At 34.6% G+C, this 26146-nt stretch carries 22 protein-coding genes; 7 read left to right on the forward strand and 15 right to left on the reverse strand.

Annotated features, from left to right (window positions below; genetic code table 11):
* Positions 1-229 precede the first annotated feature (229 nt).
* A complete protein-coding gene (locus SanaruYs_RS18435) occupies positions 230-958 on the reverse strand; it encodes a hypothetical protein (protein WP_127124090.1) in 729 nt (242 codons plus the stop codon).
* A gap of 130 nt (positions 959-1088) precedes the next feature.
* A complete protein-coding gene (locus SanaruYs_RS18440; protein ID WP_127124091.1) occupies positions 1089-1595 on the reverse strand; it encodes a C40 family peptidase in 507 nt (168 codons plus the stop codon).
* A gap of 35 nt (positions 1596-1630) precedes the next feature.
* Between SanaruYs_RS18440 and SanaruYs_RS18445 the strand changes: the two genes are divergently transcribed.
* Positions 1631-3046, forward strand: coding sequence for an FAD-binding oxidoreductase (locus SanaruYs_RS18445; RefSeq protein ID WP_127124092.1), 1416 nt, complete (start codon positions 1631-1633; stop codon positions 3044-3046).
* Between the two features lie 51 nt (positions 3047-3097).
* Positions 3098-3982 (forward strand): hypothetical protein, encoded by an 885-nt coding sequence (locus tag SanaruYs_RS18450; protein ID WP_127124093.1) that lies wholly within the window; start codon positions 3098-3100, stop codon positions 3980-3982.
* On the opposite strand, the gene SanaruYs_RS18455 is transcribed toward SanaruYs_RS18450, so the two are convergent.
* Positions 3979-5112 carry a carboxylate-amine ligase gene (locus tag SanaruYs_RS18455; protein ID WP_127124094.1) on the reverse strand — a complete coding sequence of 378 codons (1134 nt, stop codon included), beginning with the start codon at positions 5110-5112 and terminating at the stop codon, positions 3979-3981. The genes SanaruYs_RS18450 and SanaruYs_RS18455 overlap by 4 nt on opposite strands.
* A gap of 42 nt (positions 5113-5154) precedes the next feature.
* Here SanaruYs_RS18455 and asnB point away from each other — a divergent pair, with 42 nt between their 5' ends.
* Both asnB and SanaruYs_RS18465 read left to right on the forward strand, forming a co-directional pair.
* The gene (gene asnB, locus SanaruYs_RS18460) at positions 5155-7050 is read left to right on the forward strand and encodes an asparagine synthase (glutamine-hydrolyzing) (RefSeq protein WP_127124095.1); all 1896 of its coding nucleotides are present in this window, start codon (positions 5155-5157) and stop codon (positions 7048-7050) included.
* Positions 7051-7209: 159 nt separating this feature from the next.
* The gene (locus SanaruYs_RS18465; RefSeq protein ID WP_127124096.1) at positions 7210-7995 is read left to right on the forward strand and encodes a hypothetical protein; all 786 of its coding nucleotides are present in this window, start codon (positions 7210-7212) and stop codon (positions 7993-7995) included.
* A 53-nt stretch (positions 7996-8048) separates the two neighbouring features.
* Here the strand turns inward: SanaruYs_RS18465 and SanaruYs_RS18470 are convergent, their stop codons facing one another.
* The 8 genes from SanaruYs_RS18470 to SanaruYs_RS18505 form a co-directional block, all read right to left on the reverse strand.
* Complete coding sequence (locus SanaruYs_RS18470) at positions 8049-9053, reverse strand: DUF6976 family protein (protein WP_127124097.1); 1005 nt, start codon at positions 9051-9053, stop codon at positions 8049-8051.
* A 1-nt stretch (position 9054) separates the two neighbouring features.
* Complete coding sequence (locus tag SanaruYs_RS18475) at positions 9055-9291, reverse strand: hypothetical protein (RefSeq protein WP_127124098.1); 237 nt, start codon at positions 9289-9291, stop codon at positions 9055-9057.
* A 33-nt stretch (positions 9292-9324) separates the two neighbouring features.
* Positions 9325-10716 (reverse strand): sensor histidine kinase, encoded by a 1392-nt coding sequence (locus SanaruYs_RS18480; RefSeq protein ID WP_127124099.1) that lies wholly within the window; start codon positions 10714-10716, stop codon positions 9325-9327.
* Between the two features lie 73 nt (positions 10717-10789).
* On the reverse strand, positions 10790-11203 hold the full coding sequence (locus tag SanaruYs_RS18485) for a globin family protein (protein WP_127124100.1): 414 nt from the start codon (positions 11201-11203) through the stop codon (positions 10790-10792).
* 11 nt (positions 11204-11214) lie between these two features.
* Positions 11215-12240: a GAF domain-containing protein gene (locus tag SanaruYs_RS18490; RefSeq protein WP_127124101.1), complete on the reverse strand. Its 1026-nt coding sequence runs from the start codon at positions 12238-12240 to the stop codon at positions 11215-11217.
* A 183-nt stretch (positions 12241-12423) separates the two neighbouring features.
* A complete protein-coding gene (locus tag SanaruYs_RS18495; protein WP_127124102.1) occupies positions 12424-14439 on the reverse strand; it encodes a sensor histidine kinase in 2016 nt (671 codons plus the stop codon).
* Complete coding sequence (locus SanaruYs_RS18500; protein WP_127124103.1) at positions 14429-15337, reverse strand: helix-turn-helix domain-containing protein; 909 nt, start codon at positions 15335-15337, stop codon at positions 14429-14431. Before SanaruYs_RS18500 ends, SanaruYs_RS18495 begins: the two co-directional genes overlap by 11 nt.
* Before the next feature lie 143 nt (positions 15338-15480).
* Positions 15481-16947 carry a sensor histidine kinase gene (locus SanaruYs_RS18505; protein WP_127124104.1) on the reverse strand — a complete coding sequence of 489 codons (1467 nt, stop codon included), beginning with the start codon at positions 16945-16947 and terminating at the stop codon, positions 15481-15483.
* A 262-nt stretch (positions 16948-17209) separates the two neighbouring features.
* Between SanaruYs_RS18505 and SanaruYs_RS18510 the strand changes: the two genes are divergently transcribed.
* Positions 17210-19033 (forward strand): tetratricopeptide repeat protein, encoded by a 1824-nt coding sequence (locus SanaruYs_RS18510; RefSeq protein WP_127124105.1) that lies wholly within the window; start codon positions 17210-17212, stop codon positions 19031-19033.
* Between the two features lie 56 nt (positions 19034-19089).
* Here the strand turns inward: SanaruYs_RS18510 and SanaruYs_RS18515 are convergent, their stop codons facing one another.
* The gene (locus SanaruYs_RS18515; RefSeq protein ID WP_127124106.1) at positions 19090-19506 is read right to left on the reverse strand and encodes a hypothetical protein; all 417 of its coding nucleotides are present in this window, start codon (positions 19504-19506) and stop codon (positions 19090-19092) included.
* Positions 19507-19513: 7 nt separating this feature from the next.
* Positions 19514-21295 (reverse strand): hypothetical protein, encoded by a 1782-nt coding sequence (locus tag SanaruYs_RS18520; RefSeq protein ID WP_127124107.1) that lies wholly within the window; start codon positions 21293-21295, stop codon positions 19514-19516.
* A gap of 179 nt (positions 21296-21474) precedes the next feature.
* On the opposite strand from SanaruYs_RS18520, the gene SanaruYs_RS18525 reads away from it, so the two are divergent.
* Together SanaruYs_RS18525 and SanaruYs_RS18530 are read left to right on the forward strand one after the other, a co-directional pair.
* A complete protein-coding gene (locus SanaruYs_RS18525; protein ID WP_127124108.1) occupies positions 21475-21999 on the forward strand; it encodes a DinB family protein in 525 nt (174 codons plus the stop codon).
* 66 nt (positions 22000-22065) lie between these two features.
* A complete protein-coding gene (locus SanaruYs_RS18530; protein WP_127124109.1) occupies positions 22066-22812 on the forward strand; it encodes a hypothetical protein in 747 nt (248 codons plus the stop codon).
* Between the two features lie 63 nt (positions 22813-22875).
* Here SanaruYs_RS18530 and SanaruYs_RS18535 read toward each other — a convergent pair whose 3' ends face one another.
* Positions 22876-23748: a thioredoxin family protein gene (locus SanaruYs_RS18535; protein ID WP_127124110.1), complete on the reverse strand. Its 873-nt coding sequence runs from the start codon at positions 23746-23748 to the stop codon at positions 22876-22878.
* A 436-nt stretch (positions 23749-24184) separates the two neighbouring features.
* Positions 24185-26107, reverse strand: coding sequence for a sensor histidine kinase (locus tag SanaruYs_RS18540; RefSeq protein WP_127124111.1), 1923 nt, complete (start codon positions 26105-26107; stop codon positions 24185-24187).
* Positions 26108-26146: the final 39 nt, after the last annotated feature.

Genomic DNA, 26146 nt, shown 5'->3' on the forward strand with positions numbered 1-26146 from the left:
TCATAAAGGAAAAATTTAAAGATTACTTTATTTTTCACTAACCCTCGTACAGAATCTTGCCCAGCCCCGCTAACGCATCCCGACAGAGTCGGGAGGGTCGGATGTTCGAATCATCTCACCTCGACCAAAATTAAAAACCTTTTCAAAAATGAAAAGGTTTTTTTATTCCATTACAATTAGACCCTCTGAGTTAATAATTTCAATATCGATCCTGTTGAGAAAAATTTGTTTAGTATTTTCCCCTCAAATCTGTCATACGCTTACCTGCCTCTTTGTTACCAAGGTCAGCCGCTTTACGATAGTAGCCAACCGCCTCACGCAGAGTAGCCTTTTTCTTGGCAGGCGCAAGCTTTATGCGGTTAGCACTTTCTTCTAATGCCTTACCTTTCAATAACAATGTTTCTGATTCAGTTAGCTGTAATTTACTAACAAGCTGCTCTACTTTTAACTCCTGCTCAGCCAGCGCCTGCTGTTTCTTTTCCAGTTCAATAAAACTATCATGCAAATCGCTCTCCTGTACTTTAACTTTTTCTTCTAATTCTTTATTTACCTTCTCAAGTGAATAAATCTCCTGAAGTCTTAGTTCCAATTCATCTTTTAATGAGGCTATCATATCAAAATAGAAACTCTCATTGGTTTTCATCATTTTTAAAGATTGCTCCAGAGAACTTATCTTCTTTTCCGATAAAACCACATGTTCATGAATTGCCTGAAGTCGCATAGTATAATCTTCTTCAGAAGCCCCTTCTACCACACTGATCTTTAAAAGTCTGCGACTGGCATCAATAGAGTCTATCATAGAACCAACTTCCTGCAACGTCATCATAACTTCCTTATTCAAGGCGAGTGCATTCTTCAAGGAATCATTAGTTGATTGTAACGCTTCCAGTTCTTCTTTAGGCGTACAACTGATAGATACTAATGCTAGTAATACAGCTAGTAAAAATGGGGATTTCATGAGGTTTTTTTTTCAAAATTAACAGCTGAAATTAGTAATTGCTGGTTTCACCGGCAATAAGAGTTAAACAATTGAATTTTTCAGATAAATAAGCAGTTTTACCGATAAACCGCGGCTTAAACTAAGCATATTATTTTTCTATAACGCGCCTAGCCTCACGAAAACTCTTTTGATAATAATCGGCAAATAAATTGGCCTCAACTACACCCAAAGAACTAGAGGCGTGTATAAACTTGACATTATCTTTTGCTTTTTTTTCTGTCACCAAGCCCACGTGGGTGATTTTCCGTCTCCTTTTGCCCGTTGCAAAAAATACCAGATCTCCGGGTTGGACCTCTTTAAGCTTTACCTCCTTTCCTACTTTACTTTGCTGTTCGCTGGTTCTGGGAAGGGGATAATCAATAGCTCGAAAAGCATTTAATAATAACCCGGAACAATCCATCCCCGACCGAGTAGTGCCGCCATATTTGTAGGGAACCCCAGTATAAAGACGTGCAGTTTGTACAACCTTGCTCACTTTTTCTTCGCGAACCCTGGCCTTTTTTTGCGATGCACACGATAGCAGAAAAATGCCTGATAGCAGTAGCGCTTGAAGAAGAAGCTTTTGACTAAATTTAAGTCTGAAAAGTAGCTTCATATACGTTTAAAAAGTAAAGTAAATATACGCTTTCCATGGCATTTGCAGCAGTAGTTCCCTCCCTCATTCAACAATTCGAACAAATAGTAGGCCAGCAAAATATCATTGTTGATGAGGAAAAACGTTACAACTATTCTCACGATGAAACAGAGGACTACTCGTTTCTACCTGATGTTGTATTGAAACCGGGTAACACTGACGAAATCAGTGCCATTATGAAATTATGCAATGAGCACACAATACCAGTAACACCCAGAGGTGGCGGCACTGGCCTAAGTGGTGGTGCTTTACCTATCAATAAAGGAGTTGTTATTTCAATGGAGCGTTTCAATAAAATCATCAACATAGATGAACTCAACCTGCAAGCGACAGTAGAACCGGGCGTGATCACAGAGGTGTTTCAGAATGCGGTTAAAGAAAAGGGATTATTCTATCCTCCCGATCCTGCCAGTCGAGGCACATGCTTTATAGGAGGCAACATTGCCGAAAATAGTGGTGGGCCGAAGGCTGTTAAGTATGGCGTTACCCGCGACTATGTGCTTAACATGGAAGTAGTATTGCCAACAGGCGATGTTATCTGGACAGGCGCCAATGTATTGAAGAACTCAACAGGCTATAACCTGACACAACTTATGTGTGGCAGTGAAGGTACCTTGGGTATTATTACAAAAATAGTTTTCAAGCTTAGAGGATTTCCTCAAAAATCAGTTTTACTGCTGATGCCATTTATTACCAATGAAGAGGCATGTAAAGCTATTGCAGAAATATTCAGAGCAGGTGTAAGCCCTTCAGGAATGGAGTTTTTTGAGCGAGAGGCCGCTATGAAAACTATTGATTATTGCGAAAAGATTTATGCCGCAAAAGTAACCACAACATTCCCAGAAAACATGGATGCTTACTTACTATGTGAGCTAGATGGTAACGATGAAGAAGTATTGATGCGCGATGCGGAGCGTGTAATGAATGTGGTTGAACAGTTTCAGTGTGGTGAAATTCTATTTGCTGAAACCGCTGCACAAAAAGAAGAACTTTGGAAAATCCGAAAAAACATTTCTCCTGCTGTTAACGCTTACTCTCTTTGTAAATCTGATGATGTTGTTGTGCCAAGGGCTAATTTACCTAAACTGATTAGCGGCATTAAAGAAATAGGAAAACGTTTTGGATTTAATTCGGTTTGTTACGGACACTTGGGTGATGGAAACCTTCATGTAAATATTATGAAGGAACAAATGACAGAAGAAAACTGGACTACAAAAGTACCAGAAGGTATAGGTGAAATCTTTAAACTGACCGTAAACCTAGGAGGAACCTTATCTGGTGAACATGGTATAGGCATTGCCAAAAAACCCTATATGAACATCGCCATGCGCGAAGCTAACCTGGTTGTGATGAGGGGTATTAAAAAAGCTTTCGATCCCAACGGCATATTAAATCCCGGTAAAATTTTCTAAATTAGCCTACCTTCTACCTTATCCTGAGCCTGGTAGAAGTAAAAAAATTATATGAGAATTTTACTTTTTGCCTGCCTGTTGATATCAACTATCAATCTAAGGGCTCAGGAAAACACTGCCGACACAACCAGTGTGTATCGCATTGAAACCAATGATGGTAATGAATACATAGGGACAATTATTTCACGCAATTCAGAAGCCATAGTTCTAAAAACCGTAAGGCTGGGTGAAATTACTTTACGCGTAGTCGACATTGTCAGAATAGAGACTGTACTGAAAGACAGAATTAAAAACAATCTTCTTTGGTTTGATAATGTGCAAGCCACACGTTACTTCTTTCAACCCAATGGCTATGGTTTAAAAAAAGGTGAAGCATATTATCAAAATATTTGGGTTGTCTTTAATCAGGTAAGCTATGGCTTTAGCGATCATTTTTCCTTGGGTGTCGGTATAATCCCTACTTTTCTATTTAGCGGAAGTGCTGATGGCATACCCTTTTGGCTAACACCAAAACTTTCTATTCCACTAGTTGATGACCGCGTTAATGTAGGCGTTGGTGTGTTTTATGCAAATGTGTTGGGTGGTGGTGAAGGAGGAACTGGTATTGCATATGCCTTATCTACCTTTGGCAATAAGGACAAGAATCTTACAATCGGCATTGGTTATGGTTTTTCTGGAGGAGAGTTGGGGCAACTACCTGCAATAACCTTTAGCACGATGATCCGAACCGGACAAAGAGGTTATTTCATTAGCGAAAACTACTTTTTAACTTCAGCAGATGAAACCCTTGCACTTGTTTCGATTGGTGGTCGCAGAATTATTAAGCGTGCAGGTTTAGATTTTGGTTTGTTTGTTCCTTACAGCACAGATCAAAATATATTTTTTGCAATTCCGTGGCTAGGCCTAACTTTCCGCCTCGATAAAAAGAAAAACTAGATGGCTAAGCCATCTTCAAACTCCTTCACATTGAAGCGCGTTACCTCATGCAGATCATTGCTGTTTGCATAAACCTGCTGTTGTCTTAAAGCGCTGTTTCCTGAATCAAGAATCTTATTTAGCGCGGTAATGTACTGTGCATAATTACATTTATGAACATAGGGCTCTAGCTCTGTAAGCCAGTATCTCACATCATCTTTTATAGCAATTGGTTTTTTATTTCCCTTTACAATAATCTCTCCATGCAAACCATAACGAATCGCTCGCCATTTGTTTTCGCGTAGTACCCAGTACAAGATACTTTTATGTTTTGCATTCCATTCTTCCTTGTGGTCTTCGAACCAAAGAGCCAACATATGAACAAACGCGGCAATTGCCAAGGCTTCCTCTAGCGTAGCTGGCTCATCACAAATCCTTAACTCAATAGTACCAAAAGCAGGACTTGGGCGAATATCCCACCACAAATCTTTCATGCTACCAATAGAGTTGGTGCTTGTAAGGGAATTATAAAGTTTTTGAAATTGCTTCCAATCTTTTACCACATTTGGCATACCACTGGTAGGCATTGATTCATAAATAGTAGGGCGTGCTGCTGCTAATCCAGTATCCATCCTTTGCCAGAATGGAGAACTGGCAGACAAGGCCATTACATGCGGAACAAAATGAAGTAGAAAATTGCTGAACTCAATTGCAAAGTCTGCAGAAGGCATACCCACATGAATGTGCATACCATAAATTGCAGTTCTGCGTATCATCCACTGGTTGCGATCTGTCAATTCATTAAATCGCACTGAGGAGTTAATTGTGCGTTCTCGGTAATCAGCTTCAGGATGAGTACCTGTAGATGAGATTTTAAGTCCAAGTTCGGTAGCTTTTGTTCTTACCTGTTCTAATGAATAATGTAAATCCTTTTTTACGACATGTACATCATCACAAATACCAGTAATTACCTCCAACGTACTTTTGAAAAACTCCTTTTTAAGACTTTCTAAAGCTAATCCATCAATAATTTCATGCGCCCTTGGTGTTAATAATAAGCTTTCCGCATCGAGCACTTGCAATTCTAACTCAACACCCAAGGTAAATGGCTTTGAAGACGGATTAAATACTAAAGGTTCTTTCTTCATCATGACGAAATAAGGTATTTTTGGTGTCTTATCCCAGAACAAATTATGTGTGGTATTACGGGCATCTATGCTTTCAATCTTATTGGCAAAATCAATAAGATACACGTAACAAACGCCACCATGGCTTTGGAAAAACGAGGCCCCGATTTTCAAGATATTTATCTAGATGAATGGGTGGGTCTCGGGCACCGTAGATTATCTATCATCGATACCAGCATCATTGCCAATCAGCCCATGTGGGATGATACACAAAGATACTGCATTGTATTCAATGGAGAAATTTTCAATTTTCAGGAGCTAAGGCAAATACTAATAGGTAAAGGTATCTCATTTCGATCTCAATCCGATACAGAAGTACTTTTGCACCTCTACATACATGAAAAGGAAAACTGCTTAAGTAAACTAAATGGTTTTTTTGCGTTTTGTGTTTACGATAAACAAGAACAAAGTTTTTTTATTGCTCGCGACCGCTTTGGTATTAAACCACTTTTATATGTGCATGATGAGGATAAATTCATTTTCGCCTCAGAAATGAAAGCTGTGTTACAGTACGGGATTGATAAGGAACTTGATTATGAGTCGTTGGAGACCTATCTCCAACTGAATTATATACCAGCACCTTATAGCATATTTAAATCAGTGAAAAAACTTTTACCAGGGCACTATCTTACACTAAAAAAGCGGGAGATTAACATCAATTCATATTATACAATACCCGATACTGAAGACAAGACTATTACTTTTGATCAGGCGAAACTAAAATTTAAAGACCTGCTCGAAAAATCAGTGCAACGCAGATTAGTTGCAGATGTGCCGCTTGGTTCCTTTCTAAGTGGGGGCATTGATTCATCCGTTATTACAGGAATTGCCAGCCGTCATAAAAAAAATCTTCACACTTTTTCTATTGGTTTTAAAGATGAAAAATTTTTTGACGAAACAGCCTATGCTAGTTTAGTAGCGAAACATTTTAACACCGAACATACAGTCTTTTCTTTAACCAATAGTGATTTATATAAACATGTAAATAATATTCTGGATTATATAGACGAACCTTTTGCAGATTCTTCAGCTATTAATGTTTATATTCTAAGTCAAGAAACAAGGAAACATGCAACGGTAGCCCTATCAGGTGATGGAGCAGATGAGCTTTTAGCTGGTTATAATAAACATGCAGCCTTCTATCGTATGATTCATGGTGGATTGAAAGAGAATGCTTTAAATGCGTTATCTCCCTTATGGAAAATCTTACCTAAATCAAGAAACAATGTACTTACAAATAAAGTAAGGCAATTTCATCGCTTTGCCGAGGGCATGAAACTTGCTCCGCAAGAGCGCTATTGGCGCTGGGCTGGATTTGCATCAGAGCAGGAAGCACTATCATTATTATCAAAAAAATCAAAAACGCAATTATCCGAAGAAAAATACAATGCACGGAAAACAAAATTATTAGCACAATTGTCGAAGAATGTCAGCATGCGCGAAGTTTTGCTTACCGACACTAATTTGGTTTTACCTAACGACATGCTTACAAAAGTAGACTTAATGAGTATGGCTAATGCATTGGAAGTAAGGGTTCCTTTTCTGGATTATGAAGTGGTGAATTTTATCTTCAGCCTGCCTGATGATTATAAGATAAACCATTCTATCCGAAAACGTGTATTGCAGGAAGCTTATCGAGATATGTTACCTCCTGCTTTATACAAGCGACCAAAAAAAGGTTTTGAAGTTCCACTACTGAAATGGTTCAGGTATGAGATGCGTCCATTAATTGAAAATGATCTACTTTCCAGGAATTACATTGAGGAGCAGGGAATCTTCCATTATCCTGTTGTCGAAAAATTAAAGAGACAGCTATTCTCTAATAACCCTGGCGATGTTCATGCGCGTATCTGGGGATTAATTGTTTTTCAATGGTGGTATAAAAAAGTAAATGGCAGCTAATCTATAATTACTTGTCATAATCATATAGAACTAATTAAGTTCAACGCAATTTTTTAAGCCAAATTCTTGCCTAATTTTAGTTTAGTGTATGCTCAATCTTAATTGAAATATTCGAACAGTTACAAGTAAGTAATTCAGTTTTTTGAAAAAATCCACCTCATGACCAAAAACAAATTTGTCCACCTAAATCGCAAAGCACATCGCTACCTTGGGTTCATCATTGGAATACAATTTCTATTTTGGACAATTGGAGGCATGTATTTCGCATTTAGTGATATTGATGAAATACATGGAGATCATCAGCGAAAGCATGTGATGTTAAAAAACTATGACTCAATAGTTTCACCATCGATAGTATTAAACCATATAAAAGAAATCCACGGCATTGATTCCCTTGAAAGCCTTAAATTAATTTCTATTCTAGATAAACCTGTTTACCAAGTTATTTATCATCATAAGCATATGGGGCATATGCTTATGATTCAGCTGGCAGATGCCACGACAGGCGAGCTATTACCTCCACTCACTCAAGAGCAAGGAGTAGCTTTAGCTCAGCAACACTTTAATACTAAGGCTCCTATAAAATCAGTACAATTTCTCGATGAAGTAAACGAACACCATGAATATAGAAAAAAACCATTACCTGCTTGGGCAATAACTTTTGATCACGTTAGTAATACAACCGTTTATGTTGCATCCAACTTAGGAACAGTTGAAAGTTTCAGAAACAGCAAATGGCGAATATTTGACTTTCTTTGGATGCTCCATACCATGGATTATGAAAACAGAGATAACTTTGGAAACCTGTTACTTCGTGCTTTTTCAATATTTGGTTTAGCTACTATTACATCAGGATTTATTCTGTTTTTCTCAACCAGAAAAAAACTATCTAAGAAAGGCATATCAAAAAAGCAATTCTTTTTTATGGATTCAGTTAAAAAATGAATAGGCACCAGAGATGTACATTTCTTAACGAATCAATAGCGTGAGACTTAAAGCTACTCGTCTATTGCCAAATATGTAAAAGTTTGATTTAACAAACAATATGCAATTTCACCAAAAGTTGTTGCGCCTGAAAATCCAATGTCGTTTTTATGCAATTCTCCAAATAGATAATTCAAAATACTATTGCAGTTATAAATTATTAAAGTCTCTCGTTCCAATACCTCTGCAATTTTTGCTTGAAAACTCTGCTGGTAACTATCCAGTTTCTTAGAAAAATAATATCTTTTGTTCTTAAATAGTGGAGCATAGAAAACAACTTCTTTTGTTTCATTTACTAAAAGTTGAAAACTAACGTTTACACTGGCACCAGAATAGTCGCAAATAAGCGGATAGCTTATGTCAACCTCTTTATCCTTTATAAATTGATATAAATTAATCCAATCACCATTAATGAGGCAGTCTTTTACTTTAAAAGTGTCTTCGAATACCTCAATATAAAAGTCATCTGACTGTTCAAATACATTTACTATCTCTATCCGTGCAACTTTAGAAGGAAGTAATGAACATTGTAAAACTACGGCCTGAGTCGTAGATGATTCCTTTAGATAACCGTTAAATGTTTTTGACAAATTTTTATTTTCTTCCAGACTAGTTCCTGCCACCAAACCAATTAATGGGTTCTTATAAAGATCTTCATAATGCCTAACATTCAAGGCGAAATTATAGTGAATACTTTGAAGTGCGGGCAGAATCAGAAAGTTAAATCCATTATCAAAACCTGTTAAACAAATTGAGCTCAGTGTTTCTTCATCTAAAGTTAAAATTTTAAAGTCATTAATGGATTCCGTGAAATCAGTCACAAAAACCTTTGATTTATCCATCCGGCCACATTCATTCTTCAAATAAAAATAGGGTATAGTACCACCGATCCAATTTCCTTTAGGCAACCTTTCCAACAAGTTTTCGTCTCCGGATATTACCAATACCCTTCCTCCTAAAATCAATTCAGTTGCTGTTCTGATATCTAATAATTTACTTTCTTGTACTCTTGCACCCATTTTACCATTTTTTAAAAATAACTTGAAAATCATTTTGCAATGAAACTGCATATTTTGTGGATAGTTCATACAGTTCATCAATTGATTGCATTATATCAATCTTGTCTGTTCCTTTTTTCTGTTTAAACTCCATAATTTTCAATTGCATTACTAAATTTTGAAACTTATGATCAAGCTTTGTGGTGACCAAAAATGTCCACTCTTTACGGTCTTTGGGCGGAACAAGTGTCTTTGTCATAATCGTAATTAGAGACTTAAAATATTAATTAAATCAGGCATCCTCTTTCACTAGAGATTTAAATGGAACAGGGTTATCCAATGACTGAAAAGCTGTCAAAGCAAAATTAAATTCACTTCCTCTACCTGGTTCGCTAACAACCCAGATTCTTCCGTTATTCATCTCAATAAATTCCTTACATAGCATTAAACCAAGCCCAGTACCCTCTTCGTTATAAGTCCCATTTTTACTAATTTTTTGCTTTTTGGTGAAAAGATTAATAGACTCATCTTTACTCATTCCTATTCCACTATCTATAATGGAAATAATAATCTCATTATTCTCCAATTTAGATTTCACAATGACTTTAGCCTCGTCAAAAGAAAACTTTATAGCATTCATTAGTAAATTTCTTATAACCAGTCTTACCATATCTAAATCAGATCGAATTAAATGATCGGTACTAATATCATTTAGAGTTTTAATTCTCTTCTTTTCTGCTACTGATTCTAGCAATAGGATACAGTCATTAACAATTTCATGTAAATGTATAGTAGTCGGTTTTACACTAAAACCGGTCATCTGACTTCTGGTCCAATAGAGAAGGTTTTCCATTAAATTATAGGTTACATCTACTTTAACCTTGATACCTCTTGTTAAAAACTTAAATTCATCAGGACTAATACTAGCCGATTTATTGATGAGTTCCAGTACTCCTTTGAGCGACTGAAGTGGTGCACGGAGGTCATGTGATATGATAATGAATAGTCTATCTTTAAGTGAATTAAGCCGAACCAAATCGATGTTCTTTTTGGATATTTCACTTGATTGCTTTTCAATTTGGTAGTTTTTATTCCACAGTTCGCTATTCAACCTATTAAGTTCCTGTTGAACTTTAAAATCGCTCAAGACTACTTTACCTCGATAATAGATATAAAACTGTGACATCAATCCCATAGTAAAGAGCAGGAAAGATCCATTTGCTAAAACCTCTCCCCAAGACAAGGGCGAGAATAAAGTAATAAGTATTGAGAAACAAGAAAGATTAAGTACGAGCAGTACTACAGAATTAATAGGCCTCCAAAAAATAAATAATGCACTTGCTATATAACCTGTGCATGAATTTATAGCGTAGATTGAAAATGTTTGTGTGCTGTCAATTTGACTTAACATCCACATTAGGGAATTAATAACTAGTTGTGTAGAAAAATGCGCAAGCGTAACTGGCTTAAGTTTGGCATAGCTATCATAAATTAGTAGTAGTATTAAAAGTAAAACACCAGTGAATCTCACCAGTAGAAATATCTTCCAATTTTCTACTAATAAATAGTCTAATAACCCAAATGCCGGATAAATAAAAATTGCACACCAGATCATAATCCTGTGCGAGCGCCTTGCTTTATCTAACAAGTGTTTATCTAGTAATTCATCACTAATTTGAAACATGAATTAATCTTGCTGGGGATTTTACAAATTGTATGAGACTGAACTTCTCAAGTCAGTCCCATACAAGTAATCTTTAGGCTCTTCCTACAGGCGCCTTAGTCATAATATCTGCTAATGCCATATAGAGCGTTGTCCACGCTTCCTTAACCTCATCTGTCCATTTATTTCCCAATCCTTGTTCCAATGTCCATAATAACGCACTCGCAACATTTGTATAATAATCATCCTTGACGCCATAATGCTTATGTCTTGTACCAAGTGCTCGAACATCGTCAATTATTTCATCAATATTTCTAAGCTTACTTACAGCAAAGGTGATCAAGGAAATCAATTTTCTTTCTTGATCCTTCATTTCGCCTTTAAAAAGTGGTCGTAGTTCTGGACTTTCTTTAAAAAGCCTATCATAAAAAAGTTGACCCGCTTCTTCTGTGTTTGTAATCACATAATCCCATGTTTCTTCAATGATGTCAATTTGTTTAGGTGTCATAATCAATTTAGTTAGTTGTTAATTGTTACTTGTTGAAGTTTTACTTTTAATCTATTAATAATTAGCTCGTATGATTTTTTTTGTGCTTCCAGTTTTGATTCTAATAGCATTTTCTCCTCTTCCCTAATTTTCTGAATTTCACTACCTTTTTCTTTAAGAAGAGCTTCTTCCAATTCAACAAGCCTTCTCTTCAATTCCGTCTCATTTCTTGCTAATTGTTCCTGCATAGCTGTCATTTCCTCCAAATTCTGCCTCATCTCTTCTTCCTGTGCTCGTAAATTTTCTGTTTGTTGTTGACTTAGCGCTAAAACTTCCTCGAGTCTTACTTTTTCATTACCAGCCCGAATCAGCGATGCTAAGTTCTCAGCAATCTTTTTAATAAAATCCAAGTGCTTCGATTTAAAATCAAAAAAAGAAGCAAGCTCTATAACACCAACAACAGTTTCGTTAATCAACAATGGTGTTATAAAAACATTGCGTGGTGTAGCCTCACCCAAGCCAGAAGTAATCTGAACGTAATCGGTGGGTATACTTTTTAAATAAATTGAGTCTTTTTCTATTATTGATTGCCCTGCAAGTCCTTCACCCAAAAACTGCTTTTTATCCAAAAATTTCTTTCTATCGTAAGCATAGCAGGCAATCATTTCAATATAAGGATCTTGCAATTCGTCTTTTAATATAAAAACAGCCCCTTGATTTGCCCCAACGTATTTAACAAGTTCTGCAAGGCACCTATCCATTAAAACAGTAAAAGAATGTTCATCTTTATTTCTTATCAATTCTAAAAAAAAAGAAAGACCTTTATTAAACCAAGCTCTACTTTCTTCCTCCTCTCGAACTTGTAATAGATACTTAATCATTAATTGTAATGAAGTAGCTAATTTAGTTTCGATCATTTTATCAGATAATCTGATATTCAAATCACCCTTCTCAATTTGAGAAATTGATTGGGTTACTTCCTCAACTAACTTTTTTTGATCGGAGAAGTCCTTCCTGACTTTATCCCAATCCTTTTTATTTACCAACTTCCAATACATTTTACGGGGCTTTATAAACTGTTATATAAAAATACAACCCGATTGTATGCGCATATATTTAAGGAAGCTCATATACCATTAGTAAAGGTTCACAGTATCCATTTAGAAAATTATCTATCCGCAGTTGCAAAATAAGTTTAAAAGAAGAGCTGCATTATTCAGTAAAGGTCAGTTTTTATAATGTTAAGCTTTTACAGTACTGCTGGAGAAGCAGATTAAGAATTCTGTTCCTTCATTGAGTTTACTTGAGCACAGTAGTTTACCTCCTGCTTTAGTCAAATATTCCTTACAAAGTGATAGTCCTATTCCATTTCCCGGTTCGCCTTTAGTACCCGGTTGACTTATCACATTATTTGATTGTGTTACAATTCTAATAAAATCAGCATCCATACCTATACCATAGTCTTGAATACCAATTGTGATATTGTTACTTTCCTTTTTAACATAAATACTGATTTGCCCACCATGATGAGAGAATTTAATAGCATTAGCCAATAGATTACGAAGTACCATATTAAGAATATGCTTATCCCAACAGATTATTAAGGATGTAAGAGAGTACTCAAAACGAATTCCTTTTTGTTCAGACGCAGATTTAAACATTTGAACATTGCTTTCTATCAAATCCTTTAAATTAAAAAAATCATTATTGATTGCTGATCCTTTAAGTTGTATTTTAGACCAATGAAGTATGCTGTCTATTAAAGCAGAAGTCTTATCCAACTCTTCTTCTATATTTTCTGATAAGCCTTTAAACTCTTTTGCCTCTAATAATCCTTTATTAAAAAGCATCAGTACGCCCTTTAGTGAATTAATAGGAGCTTTAACATCGTGTGATATGATTGATAATAGTTTATCCTTAACCAAGCTGGTTTCCACCAACTCTTTTGATCTTTCATTTACTTTATGTTCTAGCTCAACATTAATAGTGCTTAATGTTTTAAACGCCTTAGCATAATGTTGGGCAAGTAGATAAACCTGAAAGCCAAGAAAAATAAGCAGACCAACCTCAACAGGATAAAATAGCGTAAAGCTTGTTGTTATGTTTACTTTCCTAATAGTGTTATTCAAAAAAATCTCAATTAAAAAAAAGGGAGTCGCAGCAAACAGCCCGTAAAATATTATAATGGCTTCATGGTTTCCCGCTCTTTTTGCGCGAATGATTGTGCAAAAAGAATAGATTATTCCGGCTAAAATAATGGCATGTGCTAAATCGAGTAACCTTCCATAGGTATATTGGGGAGTTACTACTACAACTAAAAGTAACACGAATGAGGAGCAGACAAGAATCAGCACTGGAAGCTTTCTGGCAACCTTATGGTATAAATGATATACATATAATGCAACCAGAGCTCCCAAAATGTAGACGCCACCAAACTCAATTTTTTTCCATAGTTCAGTAGGAATCTCTGCAAAAAGATCAGGCAACAGAAAAGATCCTCCGTGAACTATCATACTGCGTAATGAAATTATCAAACAGATTAACGAAAGCCAGAGATAAGGTCTACCCTTTGGGTACAAGACAAATAATATAAATTGATAAACAAAAATTGCAAACAAGCTTCCTGCAAAAAAATTGACCATCCCCTTTGCTTGATACAGCCTTTCCAATAGTACCTTCGCATTTCCAATAGTTGGAACTTTAACTATTCCTCCACTAAAATATGAATAGTTGGCGACATGAATCAGCAAATTAATTTCGCTAGTGTCTGGTAAATGTATAATGCTATTCTCCAGACTTGATTCATACTGACTAACCTGCTTGGCTACAGTGCCTACCTGAAGGGATAACTTACCATTTATCCATACCGAATAGGCAGAATTGATTATAGGTAAACTGATTGCTAATGGCGGAGTGTTTTCTCCTAATTTTATGCTAAGGTGATATGTTGCGTAGCCAATTACCGGATACTTACTTTCCTTAGACCACGATCCTGGAACCAAAATAGTACTATCCGATATTCCGGGATTGAATTGTGGATTTTTAAAATCTGTCCAATAAAAATTCCAATTTCCTCTTAATTCTATAACATCATTTGTGAGATCACTTTTGCTTAAGTCAACCTTACCGAAAATAACCTGACTGTATAATGTGTTTGAATAGAATATACCGAATAAAAGAAATATGATGAAGAATCCTTTTAGCTTTTGGCCAAATAAATCTTCATCAATACTTTTTTCTTGATCACTAGCTTGCAATGCTATATTGATCAAGTGATTGTCTCTTCTGAAGAAAACTTTCCTTTAGTGCTTTTGGAGTAATTCCGAATTTGGTTTTGAACGATTGAATAAAATGTGATATATTCTCAAATCCCACCTCATAACCAATTTCCGAAATAGACCTATCACTAAATTCTAGTAAAGTTTTGGCTTCATTAAGTCTTTTCTCTTGGATCCATCTTTTAGGTGAACACTTATAAGCTTCATCGAATTTTCGCTTAAAAGTTGAAACACTAAACCCAGCAAGCCCTGCCAGTTGCTCAACCGAGAGATTCTCTTTGTAGTATTTATTAATTACAGCATCTAAGAATGAACGTTTTGGTATAAGGAACGGGGAAACAAAACGATCAAAATTAGTTTTTGCTTTAAGATTAAGTAGCCAAAGCAATTCGAGTAATTTAGATTCAAACAACACCTCACTAGATTCGAGCGTTGGTAGTTTAGAGTAAAGATCTAAACTTGATAAGAGAATATTTGTTTCTCTGCATGAAGGCATGGCAAAGGAATTCAGCGCTTCATAAAATTGTCGATTTCCCAGAGGTGAATATTTAATAGTTGAAAGCATTCTTTGAAGGCACTGTACATTGATTCTTATTAATAGACAACTTTGGTTTTGATTACCGCCAGCTATTTTAGGGATGCTCAAATGGCTAAAAACAAAACTAGATTCAGGAGTAAGGGTAGAAATCTGATCTTCATCATCATCCTTTTGCTTAACTCCAAATACAACCAAAACACCAACTTCGGCAGCTGTTAAATCGATATTAATGTGTCTGGAGAACGAAAAACGCTCGAAAGTAAAGCAGTTTGAGAGGCTCTTTTGGCCGCCTTTAGTCAATTTTAGTTTAGCATCCATAGGGTTTCTTTTTTTATTCAAAGGATGCTCTTTGAAGCTCAAAAGTAAAGAAATCGGAGACTACAAAGCGGCTACTTACGCTTTACAAGCGTATGCAAAAGGTTTACAAAGGAAATTTTGTCATCATTTATACAACATTTTTTCTGTTTTGACAGATTGACATACTACGAAATACAATTTGGAATAGATATTATAACCCTGGTGCCAAGTGCTGAATTGGACTTTATTGAGATATGCCCACCTAATCTATCAACCATGCTTTTAGTTACAAATAAGCCTAATCCAGAACCAGTGCCATCAGCGTTAATCCTAAAAAACACGTCAAACACATTATTGAGATAGTTTTGGTCTATTCCAATGCCATTATCTTCAATAGTTATTATGGCGCTTGCATCATTGATTGAATAGGTAATCTTCAGTAATGGTTCAGTGGAATTTGGACTGTGGAATTTAAAACCATTTAACAATACATTGGATAAAACCACTTTTAATCTTGCCATATCGCTATAAAGCAAGTTATTCCCAATATTGTCATGGATAACTTTTATGCGCGGAAACTCCTCCTTTAGAGGTTCAAGAATACGCTCAATAAGTTTATGCAATTGAATCTCATGCACTTTAATAGCGTAAACATTATTATAAGAAATATCACTTAAATCCTTTAAAACTTGATCCAAGTGAGAAACCCTATTTTCAACAAGCTTAGCATATTCCAGTAATTCTTGGATAGATCCTGTCTTATCGGATTTTATAAGATTTGTAAGTCCTAAAATAGTGGTTAATGGTGCCCGTATGTCATGGGAAGCCCTATATAAGAAATTATCCAACTCTGCTTTTAACTTTTGCAGTTCAATTACCTGGCGCCAGTTTTCAGAAACGTCCTTAATAACACCCTCCACATAGCCATCCTTACTAAATAGTGCACAAGTAACTGAAGCAAAAACGTTTAAATAGCTATGCTTTACCTGAAAAGTAAAATTATCTACTTGTCCGTTAGTTTTCAATTTATTGATAAACTCATCAAACACTGCTATGTCCCTAAAAATATCCTTTAAACTATATCGCACCTCAACAAGCCCCAGTATTTCTAATGCCTTTTCATTTAATTTCAGAAAATTGAAATCAGTACAATCGGTTTTAAAAACACCAACATAAGGATTATTGAAAAGGTTAGCATACTCATCATTTATAATCCGGGTACGAAGTTTATAAATAGCATTGTGTGTAGCATCAGAAAGTGCAATCCTATAACCGTTTAACTCTCCGTCACTATTATACAATGAATTGAATATCGTTTTAGCTAAAAAAATATCGCCATGTTTTTTAATTTTAAAGTCTGTAGTTATGTATTCTTTACTTTTAGATGCATTGTGTAAATCTTCTTCAACCTTAAGCTGTTTGATATCTTCTTTGGGGTAAATAATTTCGATGGACTTCCCAATCACTTCCCACTCTTCATAACCTGTAATGGTAACAGCCTCCAAATTACTACTGACGATCTTCCCCCATGGATCAACAATAAATTCCTCATGACCATTAAGAATATTAATCAATGACTTAAGTCTCCTCTTATCGTTGATTTGTAAATTAAAATTGTCACTATTCAAATCATCAAAAATCGCTGTCCTCATAAAATCAATGGATTTATCATTATGTTGAAAATCTACCTTATCATCACTTTAAGATAGTAGGATTACTTGCTGCAGAGCAATATTCATCAGTAGCAGAATAAAACCTATATAAAATAAAGTAACCGCTAATAATTGTAAAAGAATCAAATATGGGCTTCTGAAGATGCAAATAGACCCCTTTTGAATATGTTAAAAACGTTAATTCGATTTTACAAAAAGTATAAAATGGTAATTGTCAACTAACCCGAAAAACAATTTGCCCATGATCAAGCTTATTCAGTTAGTTCTTATCATGCTTACGGTATTTGTAGCAGATATTCCACAAAATTCTTCTACCCATAAAATTGACAAGCTCATTGAGCTAGGTCATTCAATTAAGGTAAAAAATATTGATAGCGTATACCTGTTAGCAACCGATGCATTAACCCAATGTAAAAATTTAAAGTACGATCTGGGTATTGCAAAAGCAAAGACACTAGCTTCTTTCTATTTCCTTGAAAAGCATAAGTACGATACTGCAAAATTTCTTTTATTTGAATCACTACAACATTTCACCAGAGTTCCAAAACACCAAAATACAATAGACCATGGTATGGTTTTTCTACATCTTGGATATGTTGGTATCAAGCAATATGAATTTAAACTAGCTTTACGCTACGCGGATAATGCATTACGTATATTCAAACTTAATAATGATATAAACAATATAGCAGCTTCTCTTACGCTATTAGGTGTTATCGAGTCCAATCAAGGAAATTATGTGCAAGGTCTTGCATATTATTCCAATGCCTTCCGACTTAAAAGTGATAATAATTTCTCTCCAGAGGACTGTATTTCAGACTTTAGTAATATAGCTGCCATTTATACCAAAATCGGGCAATACCAAAAAGCAATACAATATTCAAAAAAAGCATTGACTCTTGCCTTTAAGTATAACCATACATTAAAACAATTAGGAAACTTAAACAATCTGGGTGTTATTTACTCATCCTTAAAACAATATGATAGTGCCATTTATTTTTATGAAAAGTGCTTGGAAATCTCTACCGACCACAATATAATTGAAAGAAAAAATATTACGCTTTACAATATAGCTAACCTTTATTATAAGAAAGGAGAATATGAAAAATCCAGTAAACTCATACAAAATGTTATAATTGCTGATCCAACAGTTAATGTGTTACGCAACTCCAAGATACTTCTCGCTAAAAACCACTTGCAACTTGGAGAGATCGATAGTTCAATTTTGATTGCATCAAAGCTGTATAAAATTTTCTATAAGCATTCTAGAAACAAAGAATCCACAATCGAACTTACCCATGTACTTGGCCAAGCTTATAAAGCAAAGAAGAAATACGATTCAGCAATATTCTATTTAAATATTCACCACCTTTTAAGAGATTCCTTATACAGCCTTGACAATCAGCGAAAGCTTGGTTTATTATACGCTGAGCTCGAAACCTTAGACAAGGAAAAAGAACTAGAAATTTTGCAAAAAGATAGTATTGTTCGAAAAAAGAAAACTACAGGCATCTTTATTATTGTTGGATTTCTAACCCTCACAATTAGTCTTATCTCGATTTGCATTATTCTTATGCTCCGTAATAGAGAAAAAAATGAAAAAATAAAATCGAGGGAGCTCAGCTGTCAGCTAGAAAAAAAGAAAAGAGATTTACATCAACAAATTCTTAAAATAATTTACATGAACAATGGACTACTTGAGGTTGAAAGCGGTTTAAAGCGTTTGCAAATGCAAATTGAGAAGAATAAATCTAAGGATATTGACTTGATGCTTGAAACAATTCAAAAAAGTAAAACTTTAGATGCAGAATGGGATAACTTTATAATTTATTTTGATCAAGTGTATAACCAATTCATTAAAAAAGTATCTACTCGATTTCCTAATCTGTCTACTTCAGAGAAACGACTGATTCTATTAATTAAAATGGAACTAAAAAACAGAGAAATTGCCTCTCTGTTAAATATAGACTCGGCTAGTGTTAAAATGGCAAAATATAGGTTAAAGAAAAAATTACTTTTACCAGAAGAGATTGACGTGCAATTATACCTATACAACTTCAATTAATAAGACCACAATCTAACAGATTACCGAAAAGTAGCAATTCCAGGCACTATCTGAAATTAAATCTTGGCATTCAGCCAAATGCCAGCCTCTTGAACAGAAGAAAATAAATGAATTTCAATTCCATCCACTTCCTCCATTGCAGTTTGTACGGATAGTATTGAAAATATATTATAGGGAAGTACCAAAGCCTCGTAGAGCAATCCTGCACTTTTTGCTTGTGGAATAATAAACTGCAGGATATGATCCTTCATAAAGCTGAAATCTCCTTCAATCTTTGTCAAATCAGCTAGCCACTTTTTTGATTTATTCTTTTGTATGTTCGTTAACACAATATAAAGACCAGAAATAAAATTTTCCTTAGTCTCAAAATCACCTACCCATTCATCAACAGTAGCAGAAAGAATAGTGTCGTAATAAATAGTCACATATTGTACGCCTTTAACATTTTTTAATGAAATTATATCTCTTTTCATTTTTACACTATTTAAAAGTTAACCAGATCAATGAATTTCGAATAACTTGCGCATAAGTACTACCCAAGTTAAAACTTGAGCGACTCTCACCGGCTTGAAAGCACGCAATTCTTCCAATCTTGTTATCATTGTTTTTGTTAAACAACCGAACATAACCTTCAGTGTGTGCTTGGCCACCAGTTAAATTATTAGAGAATAGTGGTGTGATTTGATTTATTTCATCACCAAAAGAAACAGAAGCAACAAACACCTTATTATTATATATCTCGTCAAAAATATTAATTGTTGGATATACTGATAAGCTTCTGTTTGTTGTACTTATCAAAGGATAGTGAGTCCAGTGTAATGGAGCTTCATTAATTGCGCTGGTTGGTATGTGGTACGTTGAAATAAAGTGGCCGAAATTTGTAGAATACATCTGATAATTTTCACGTACTGCAGACCACGTATTTTCTTCAGATGTGGCTCCAAAAAGTTGTGTTGTAAGTATATTTTTATTTAGCGAGGCATTAGCATCATCCACATCATTATATAAAGCATGGTGCAGCGCCAAAACGCCACCACCATTATCTACATACGATACCAATGCGTTTTGTAACGCAGTATTTACTCCGGTAGACCAATGTTTAAAAAAAACAACTACATCAAAAGTTGCTAAATAATTTTCTATAGAAGTTTGATCTGTTTCGGTATATGGAAGTGTGGGATTAGTAATATTCACATCACTTACCAAAAATTGATATCCATCGCTATTATCTGATTGCAATAACGCCTTAACATGAGTAAAATCAGCAGGAAGATTAACTCCACCTTCATAGAGACATGGAATATCATTAGCTCGGTTAGATGGGCTACAATTTGACTCATTAAGAGGGCCTCCATGCATAATCAATACCTTTTTTTGTTCTTGCCGATGTTCAACGTCCGGAAAAGATTCCAGAATATTAACAAAAACCTTAGTAGCGTGGGCTACTGTTTGGGGATACCAATCTCTAGAGGTAACAATTTTAAAATCCCCTTCACCTAAGTCAGCAAGTGCCGCATTTGGGCTTGATACCACAACTTTATCTTCATCCCTTAATTCCACACCTAAGTTTTGATACGTAGATTCTGTTGAGGCCTCAGGATAACCAGTAGCTATTTGACCAGACATGAATGGTGTCTCGGATCCTTCGATCTTCCAAAATACTGGTAAACTTGCACCATGACATTGAGCAAGAATAGGTTTTCCCGATTTTAAGGCCTGGCTTGCAAGTGTATTCAATTTTTGTACAGTCAATTGAATATCATTTGCAGAAATACCGGCCTGTACATCATAAACTCCATCAGCTCTGAGATTCAGAATTCCAGTTCCTCCAGCAATGACTATACCCAGATATTCACTCATATCCTCAATTGAATGAATTGATTTTATACCTGATATTTTAATTGGAACAGTATTATGACTATGCTGCCAGTCAATACCAAATAAATCCTTGAATTGCATTTTGAATTCATTGAATTTGTTGTTTCCAGGTAAGGTATTGGCAGTTTCTTCAATGGTGGTACCTGATGGTAGCATGTATGGAGTAACATCCTCATCAGTTGCTGAAACAAGTTCAATTGTATAACCTAAAGCTTTAAGCGCTTCGTAAGCCACAATATATTCTGAATAATATACATTGTCAGGAGCCAGAAACATCAAAATTCTCTTCTCTTCTGTTGCAGGCTCTGGATCTGAATTTTTGGAACAGGAAAGCCAAAAACTGGCAAAAAACAAAACTATAATCTGTACTATTAATTTTTTCATAAGCTCAAATAATGTATGAAAACTAATAAAGTTATCTCAAGCTAAATACAGTAAAAAGCTCAAAATATATTCTTTTTAGCTTAAATAATTGCCTCGACATGCATATCATTTGATCTTTTCAAAACACATTATTATTTCCAAAAAAGTTTACTTTATATGGTCATCTAAACAAACACAACATGGAAACATTAACACTAAATCCAACTTACGCAGAGCCATTCAATCTGGAAGACAATGATTTGAGCGAAGTTAGAAAAATGTTCTCTTCGTTATTTAAACAGAATAATGATGCAAATGAAGATTTCATTATCTTATTTGAAAAGTATGACCAGTTACCCGCTAAATGTCTCGACATTTTTGCTCACATCATTAACATTCATGAGCTTTGGCTAAATAGAATAACCAATGTTTATGACGGTGATGTTATGCCTTGGAGATCCCTTAGCAAAATTGATTTTGCTTTACGAAATGAAGATAACTATTATATAACACTGGGGTTACTAGCTTCAGAAAGCTATGGCAAAAATTACAATTGGAGTTTTACCTATATTAACAATGAGGAAAATCCAATCCAAACAAATCTGACTGACGCATACTTTCACATATTATCTCACTCAGTTTACCACCGTGGTCAAATTGCTTACATACTTAAGCAAAACGGAATTGCTCTGCCCGAAACAGCATTCTCTATTCTAAAAAAATAATCAGAGTCAATTTTAAGCTAGAATCAATAATATACTCACCTTTTATAAATCAGTTTACTGCAAAAAATGGTAGATATCAACTGTAATATATTCGATTTACTGGTTTCAGGAATAATTAAGAATTCTTTTATCGATAAAAAATGGTGTTCTACTTATCTATTGTTAATACTACTTTTGAATTTAGTGGGCTGTAATAAAAGTAACAACAGCTCTTCAGAAATGCCTCCGGTCAAGCAAGACACCTTAGTTCAAAGTCAAGAATTGACAACTCAACTTGTAAATTCAAATTATCTGTTAAAAACTGAAAAGTATTTCCTGTTAATTAATAATGATACTTCAGATTTTAACTGCTTGATAAGTAAATCAAAAGAAGACAGGAGTTATTCTATGAATCTTAGTTTTTTCGCTGGCTATTCCAGCTATGCTGAAAGGTTAAAAGAATTAAAACTTATATTACCTTCTATTGACCAGAAATACAGTTTAGATTCATTAAAAAGTATCTATTTAGGCAGATTGATATACTATGGTGATCTTGCAATATCTGTAACGAAATCCTACCAGGAGCAATATGATACTAGCAAAAAAATAGAAGATTATGAAGCTATCTCTACTTTTCTAATGAAAACCAAACTTGCTGACGATTTCAATACACTACTTAAACCATACGCTGTCTCCATCAAAAAAATTTCAGCAGAAAAAATATTCTTTGCTACCAAAACCGAGTTACTTACACTTAATAAAATAAGTTATAATAGAGATTCTATACCAGATAAAATATTGGATTGCATGATTTGGATTAAAGTGGGTAAATAAAGTTATATACCCTTACAGTAATTATTAGTGTTGGTTAAAGTCAAGCTATTGCTCGAGCATCATCTAATTTGAAGCTAGTTTAATATTGTAAAAGCTAGTTAAGAGGTACTGCAACTCTTCATTATCGGTATTTATTTTAATAGCATATTCAATATTCTCTAATGCCTCTTTGTGCTGTCCATCTTTTGACAAAGTGCGTGCTAACATTGAGTACGTTTCAGGATTATCATAAAAAATATATGTATTGATTCTACAGATAAAGATAGCTTCTTTCAATTTTCCCTGGGTAGTCAAGACCTTAGCACAAGAACTCAATTCACTCGGTGTGATAAGCAAAGGCTTCAATTGTTTAGCCAATCCTTTTAAAGAAACATTAGGATTCGACATTAAACCTCTCTCAAGCCATTGATCAACATGTTTATATGTTCTAAAGTTAGATTCATAGTCACCGCCACTTATAATTTTAAATATATCTTCTTCTAAAGTATATACAGGATGTTCAGTTACTCTGCCAACCTCAAAACCATTTTTTAGAACAATAAAAGTAGCTACTCGATATATTCCCTTCCCGATTGTTTCACCACCAGGTGATTGTTTGTAGTTTTCTCCAGAATCAACAGCAACCAATTTTATTTTATTCTCTGGAAAATTACTTTCATTTATTATTTTGTAGAATCTGGGCAGTTCTCGTTTTGAATCGCCACACCAAGTTCCAAAGTAAACCTCAAAGGAGTAATCCTTACTTAAGTTCTTCCTTAGCTTGGCTATAAAATCAGCTTCAGGTTTATAATTAGTGTAATTTGGTTCAAACCATTCTTTCCAAGGCGATAGAAGTAACGAGTCTCGGTTACAAAGGCCTAATAACTTTTTACTTGCTTGTGCAACTACATTTTCACAGTTGCAAAAAAGCACTATTAGTAAAATGAATTTTTTCATGGCTTATTTTAATTGAATACGTAAATCTAAACTGTTTGTAGTTAGACAACTTAGCATTAACATTTCTTTAACATTATTTAATGTAAAATACTAATAGCAGATTTCTTCGAATTTTATACCATGATTAAGGATCTGAATATTATGAAGATCCCCTACTTGAACTACCAAAAAAATAGCAAATTAATGCAAACTGAGTGTTAATCAGCTTAATGGCAAACCATTAGATTTAAAGGTTGAGTATAAAGGAACATGAATAAAGATTGATGCTACACTTTGGTCTTCTGGAGCTTATCTACAAAGGGTTATACACAATAAGCAAGTATTTCTTAGAAAAATAATTAAACCGTAATTTTATGAGACCACACAACAAAGCATGCGTGTTTAACGGATCTTACATATTATTTTTTGGCGAAAAAGGTTAGTCGAGCATATCAGCTTAAAACCAAAGCGTAAAAGTTGCTCCTTGTCCTGGTTCACTTCTTAATTGAATTTTAAGATTAAGTTTATCAGCCAATAATTTTACTATATACAATCCTAGGCCAGTTGACGATTCACCTGCAGTAGGCCTGGCCGATAAGCGCTGAAATTTACCGAAAGCCTTATTTAAATCTTCATTTGAAAATCCTGGACCATAATCCCGAATATTTATACAACTATCATTTATCAAAAAGCTAATATTGGAGCCAACTGGCGAGAATTTTATTGCATTGGAAAGTAAATTTTCGATAATGCGTGTTAAATAGTTGGGATAAGTCTGCATGTGAATATTGTTCTTTATTTCAGTATCAATTTTTATACTCTTTTGCATAGCTATTAATTCCATGTTATTCAACAGCGGAACCATTAAATTTGATAAATCTATTTTCTCAAGCTTCAAAGTATCGTTGTTCTGCTCCAGGTTTGAGATAGTGCTTAGTTCGTCTATTAGTCGTATTCCGTGATCTGATGCTTGCTCAATACGTTTCAACATTTCAATCATTGTATTTTGATCAGTAGTATGATGCAATAATAATTTACCAAGTGCTTTAGTCTGATTAAGTGGACTTTTTAAATCGTGCACTACTATGTTAAGCAGGCTATCTTTTTCCTGCATGGCTAAAACAAGATCCCTATTTTTGTACTCAAGTTCTTTTGTTCGAAGATCAACCGAAGTCTGTAGTTCACTATTTTGCTTTCGCAATAAACCCTGATACTTTTTTATTATTGAATTTTGATAAGTAAAAATGGCCATAGTAAAGCAAACAGCCTCAGCTATTCCACCAAGCATAATGATGAAATCTCGGATAAATCCAAGTTCTATCCATTGATTTTGCGCTGCTAGGTAAATACCAATACCACTCACCATTAAAAATTGACCAATGATTATTAATCGATAATATGGTTTAAATACTTTGCTTTTAACAAAACAGATAAAGGTCATTAGCAATACAAGAAATGAAATAAGCACTGATGATACTTGAACAACCAATAATGCCAAGCTGTAATGGTCTGTATATAGAAAATAGATAACCGGGAATATTGGGATAATCGTTAAAACCCAAAAATTAAAATGATATAACGATGTCGCGAGCTGGTTTGCGTTAAATGCATAGCGAAGAAAGGCAAGTATAGAAAACGAGACTCCAAATGTATATAGGGGAAAGATATAATTAAAGATTGGGGCGTTAGGCCAAATGTTTTGAAAATAGATTCCAGACTCCAATAAGGTGATGGTACTTCCAAAAAATATGAAGCAGACATAAAACAAGAAGTGGTATTGCCTGCCCTGAACAATAACAGCCACAACAATTAAAACTATTACCAAGAGTATTCCTCCATATAGCCCATATATTAAATGACGCTTATTTGTATTTGTCGAAAGATCAGATAGAGAGGCAATGCGTAAGTCAGTATTTAGGAAGTGTCCACTCTCTAATCTTAGATAATACCAATTAGAGTCGGAAGTTACAGGAAAGGTAAAATGATCTGATAAAAATCCTCTTGAATAATAATTTCTTAGAAATCCAGTAGTAAGCACAGCGTACCCAAGTGTATCTTTGGGATGATAAAAGTCAACGTAATGAATAGTAGGGGTTGATAATTCCAAAAAATAAAAATTTGTGTTTTGTTCTTGACTGAAAAACTTAAACTTAATCCAGATGGCAGAATTTGTAATGTTGTAAACAAGTTTGGAATCATCCAATAGAGTAAATACGACAGAATCATTTTGAATAGTACTCAAATCGTAACTTTTTGAAACATCTTCAAAAAACCAAAACTTATAATTATCAGACGATTGAGCTTTAGTTTCTACGCAGAATAGAAATACAAATCCCCAAAAAAAAGTCAGAACTTTATTTATGTATAAATAACCAGACATTAGGATTGTTCATATACAATTCATTTTTTAGTCAAAAGG

Origin of the sequence: Chryseotalea sanaruensis (genome assembly GCF_003990915.1) — a bacterium.
GTDB classification, from domain to species: domain Bacteria; phylum Bacteroidota; class Bacteroidia; order Cytophagales; family Cyclobacteriaceae; genus Chryseotalea; species Chryseotalea sanaruensis.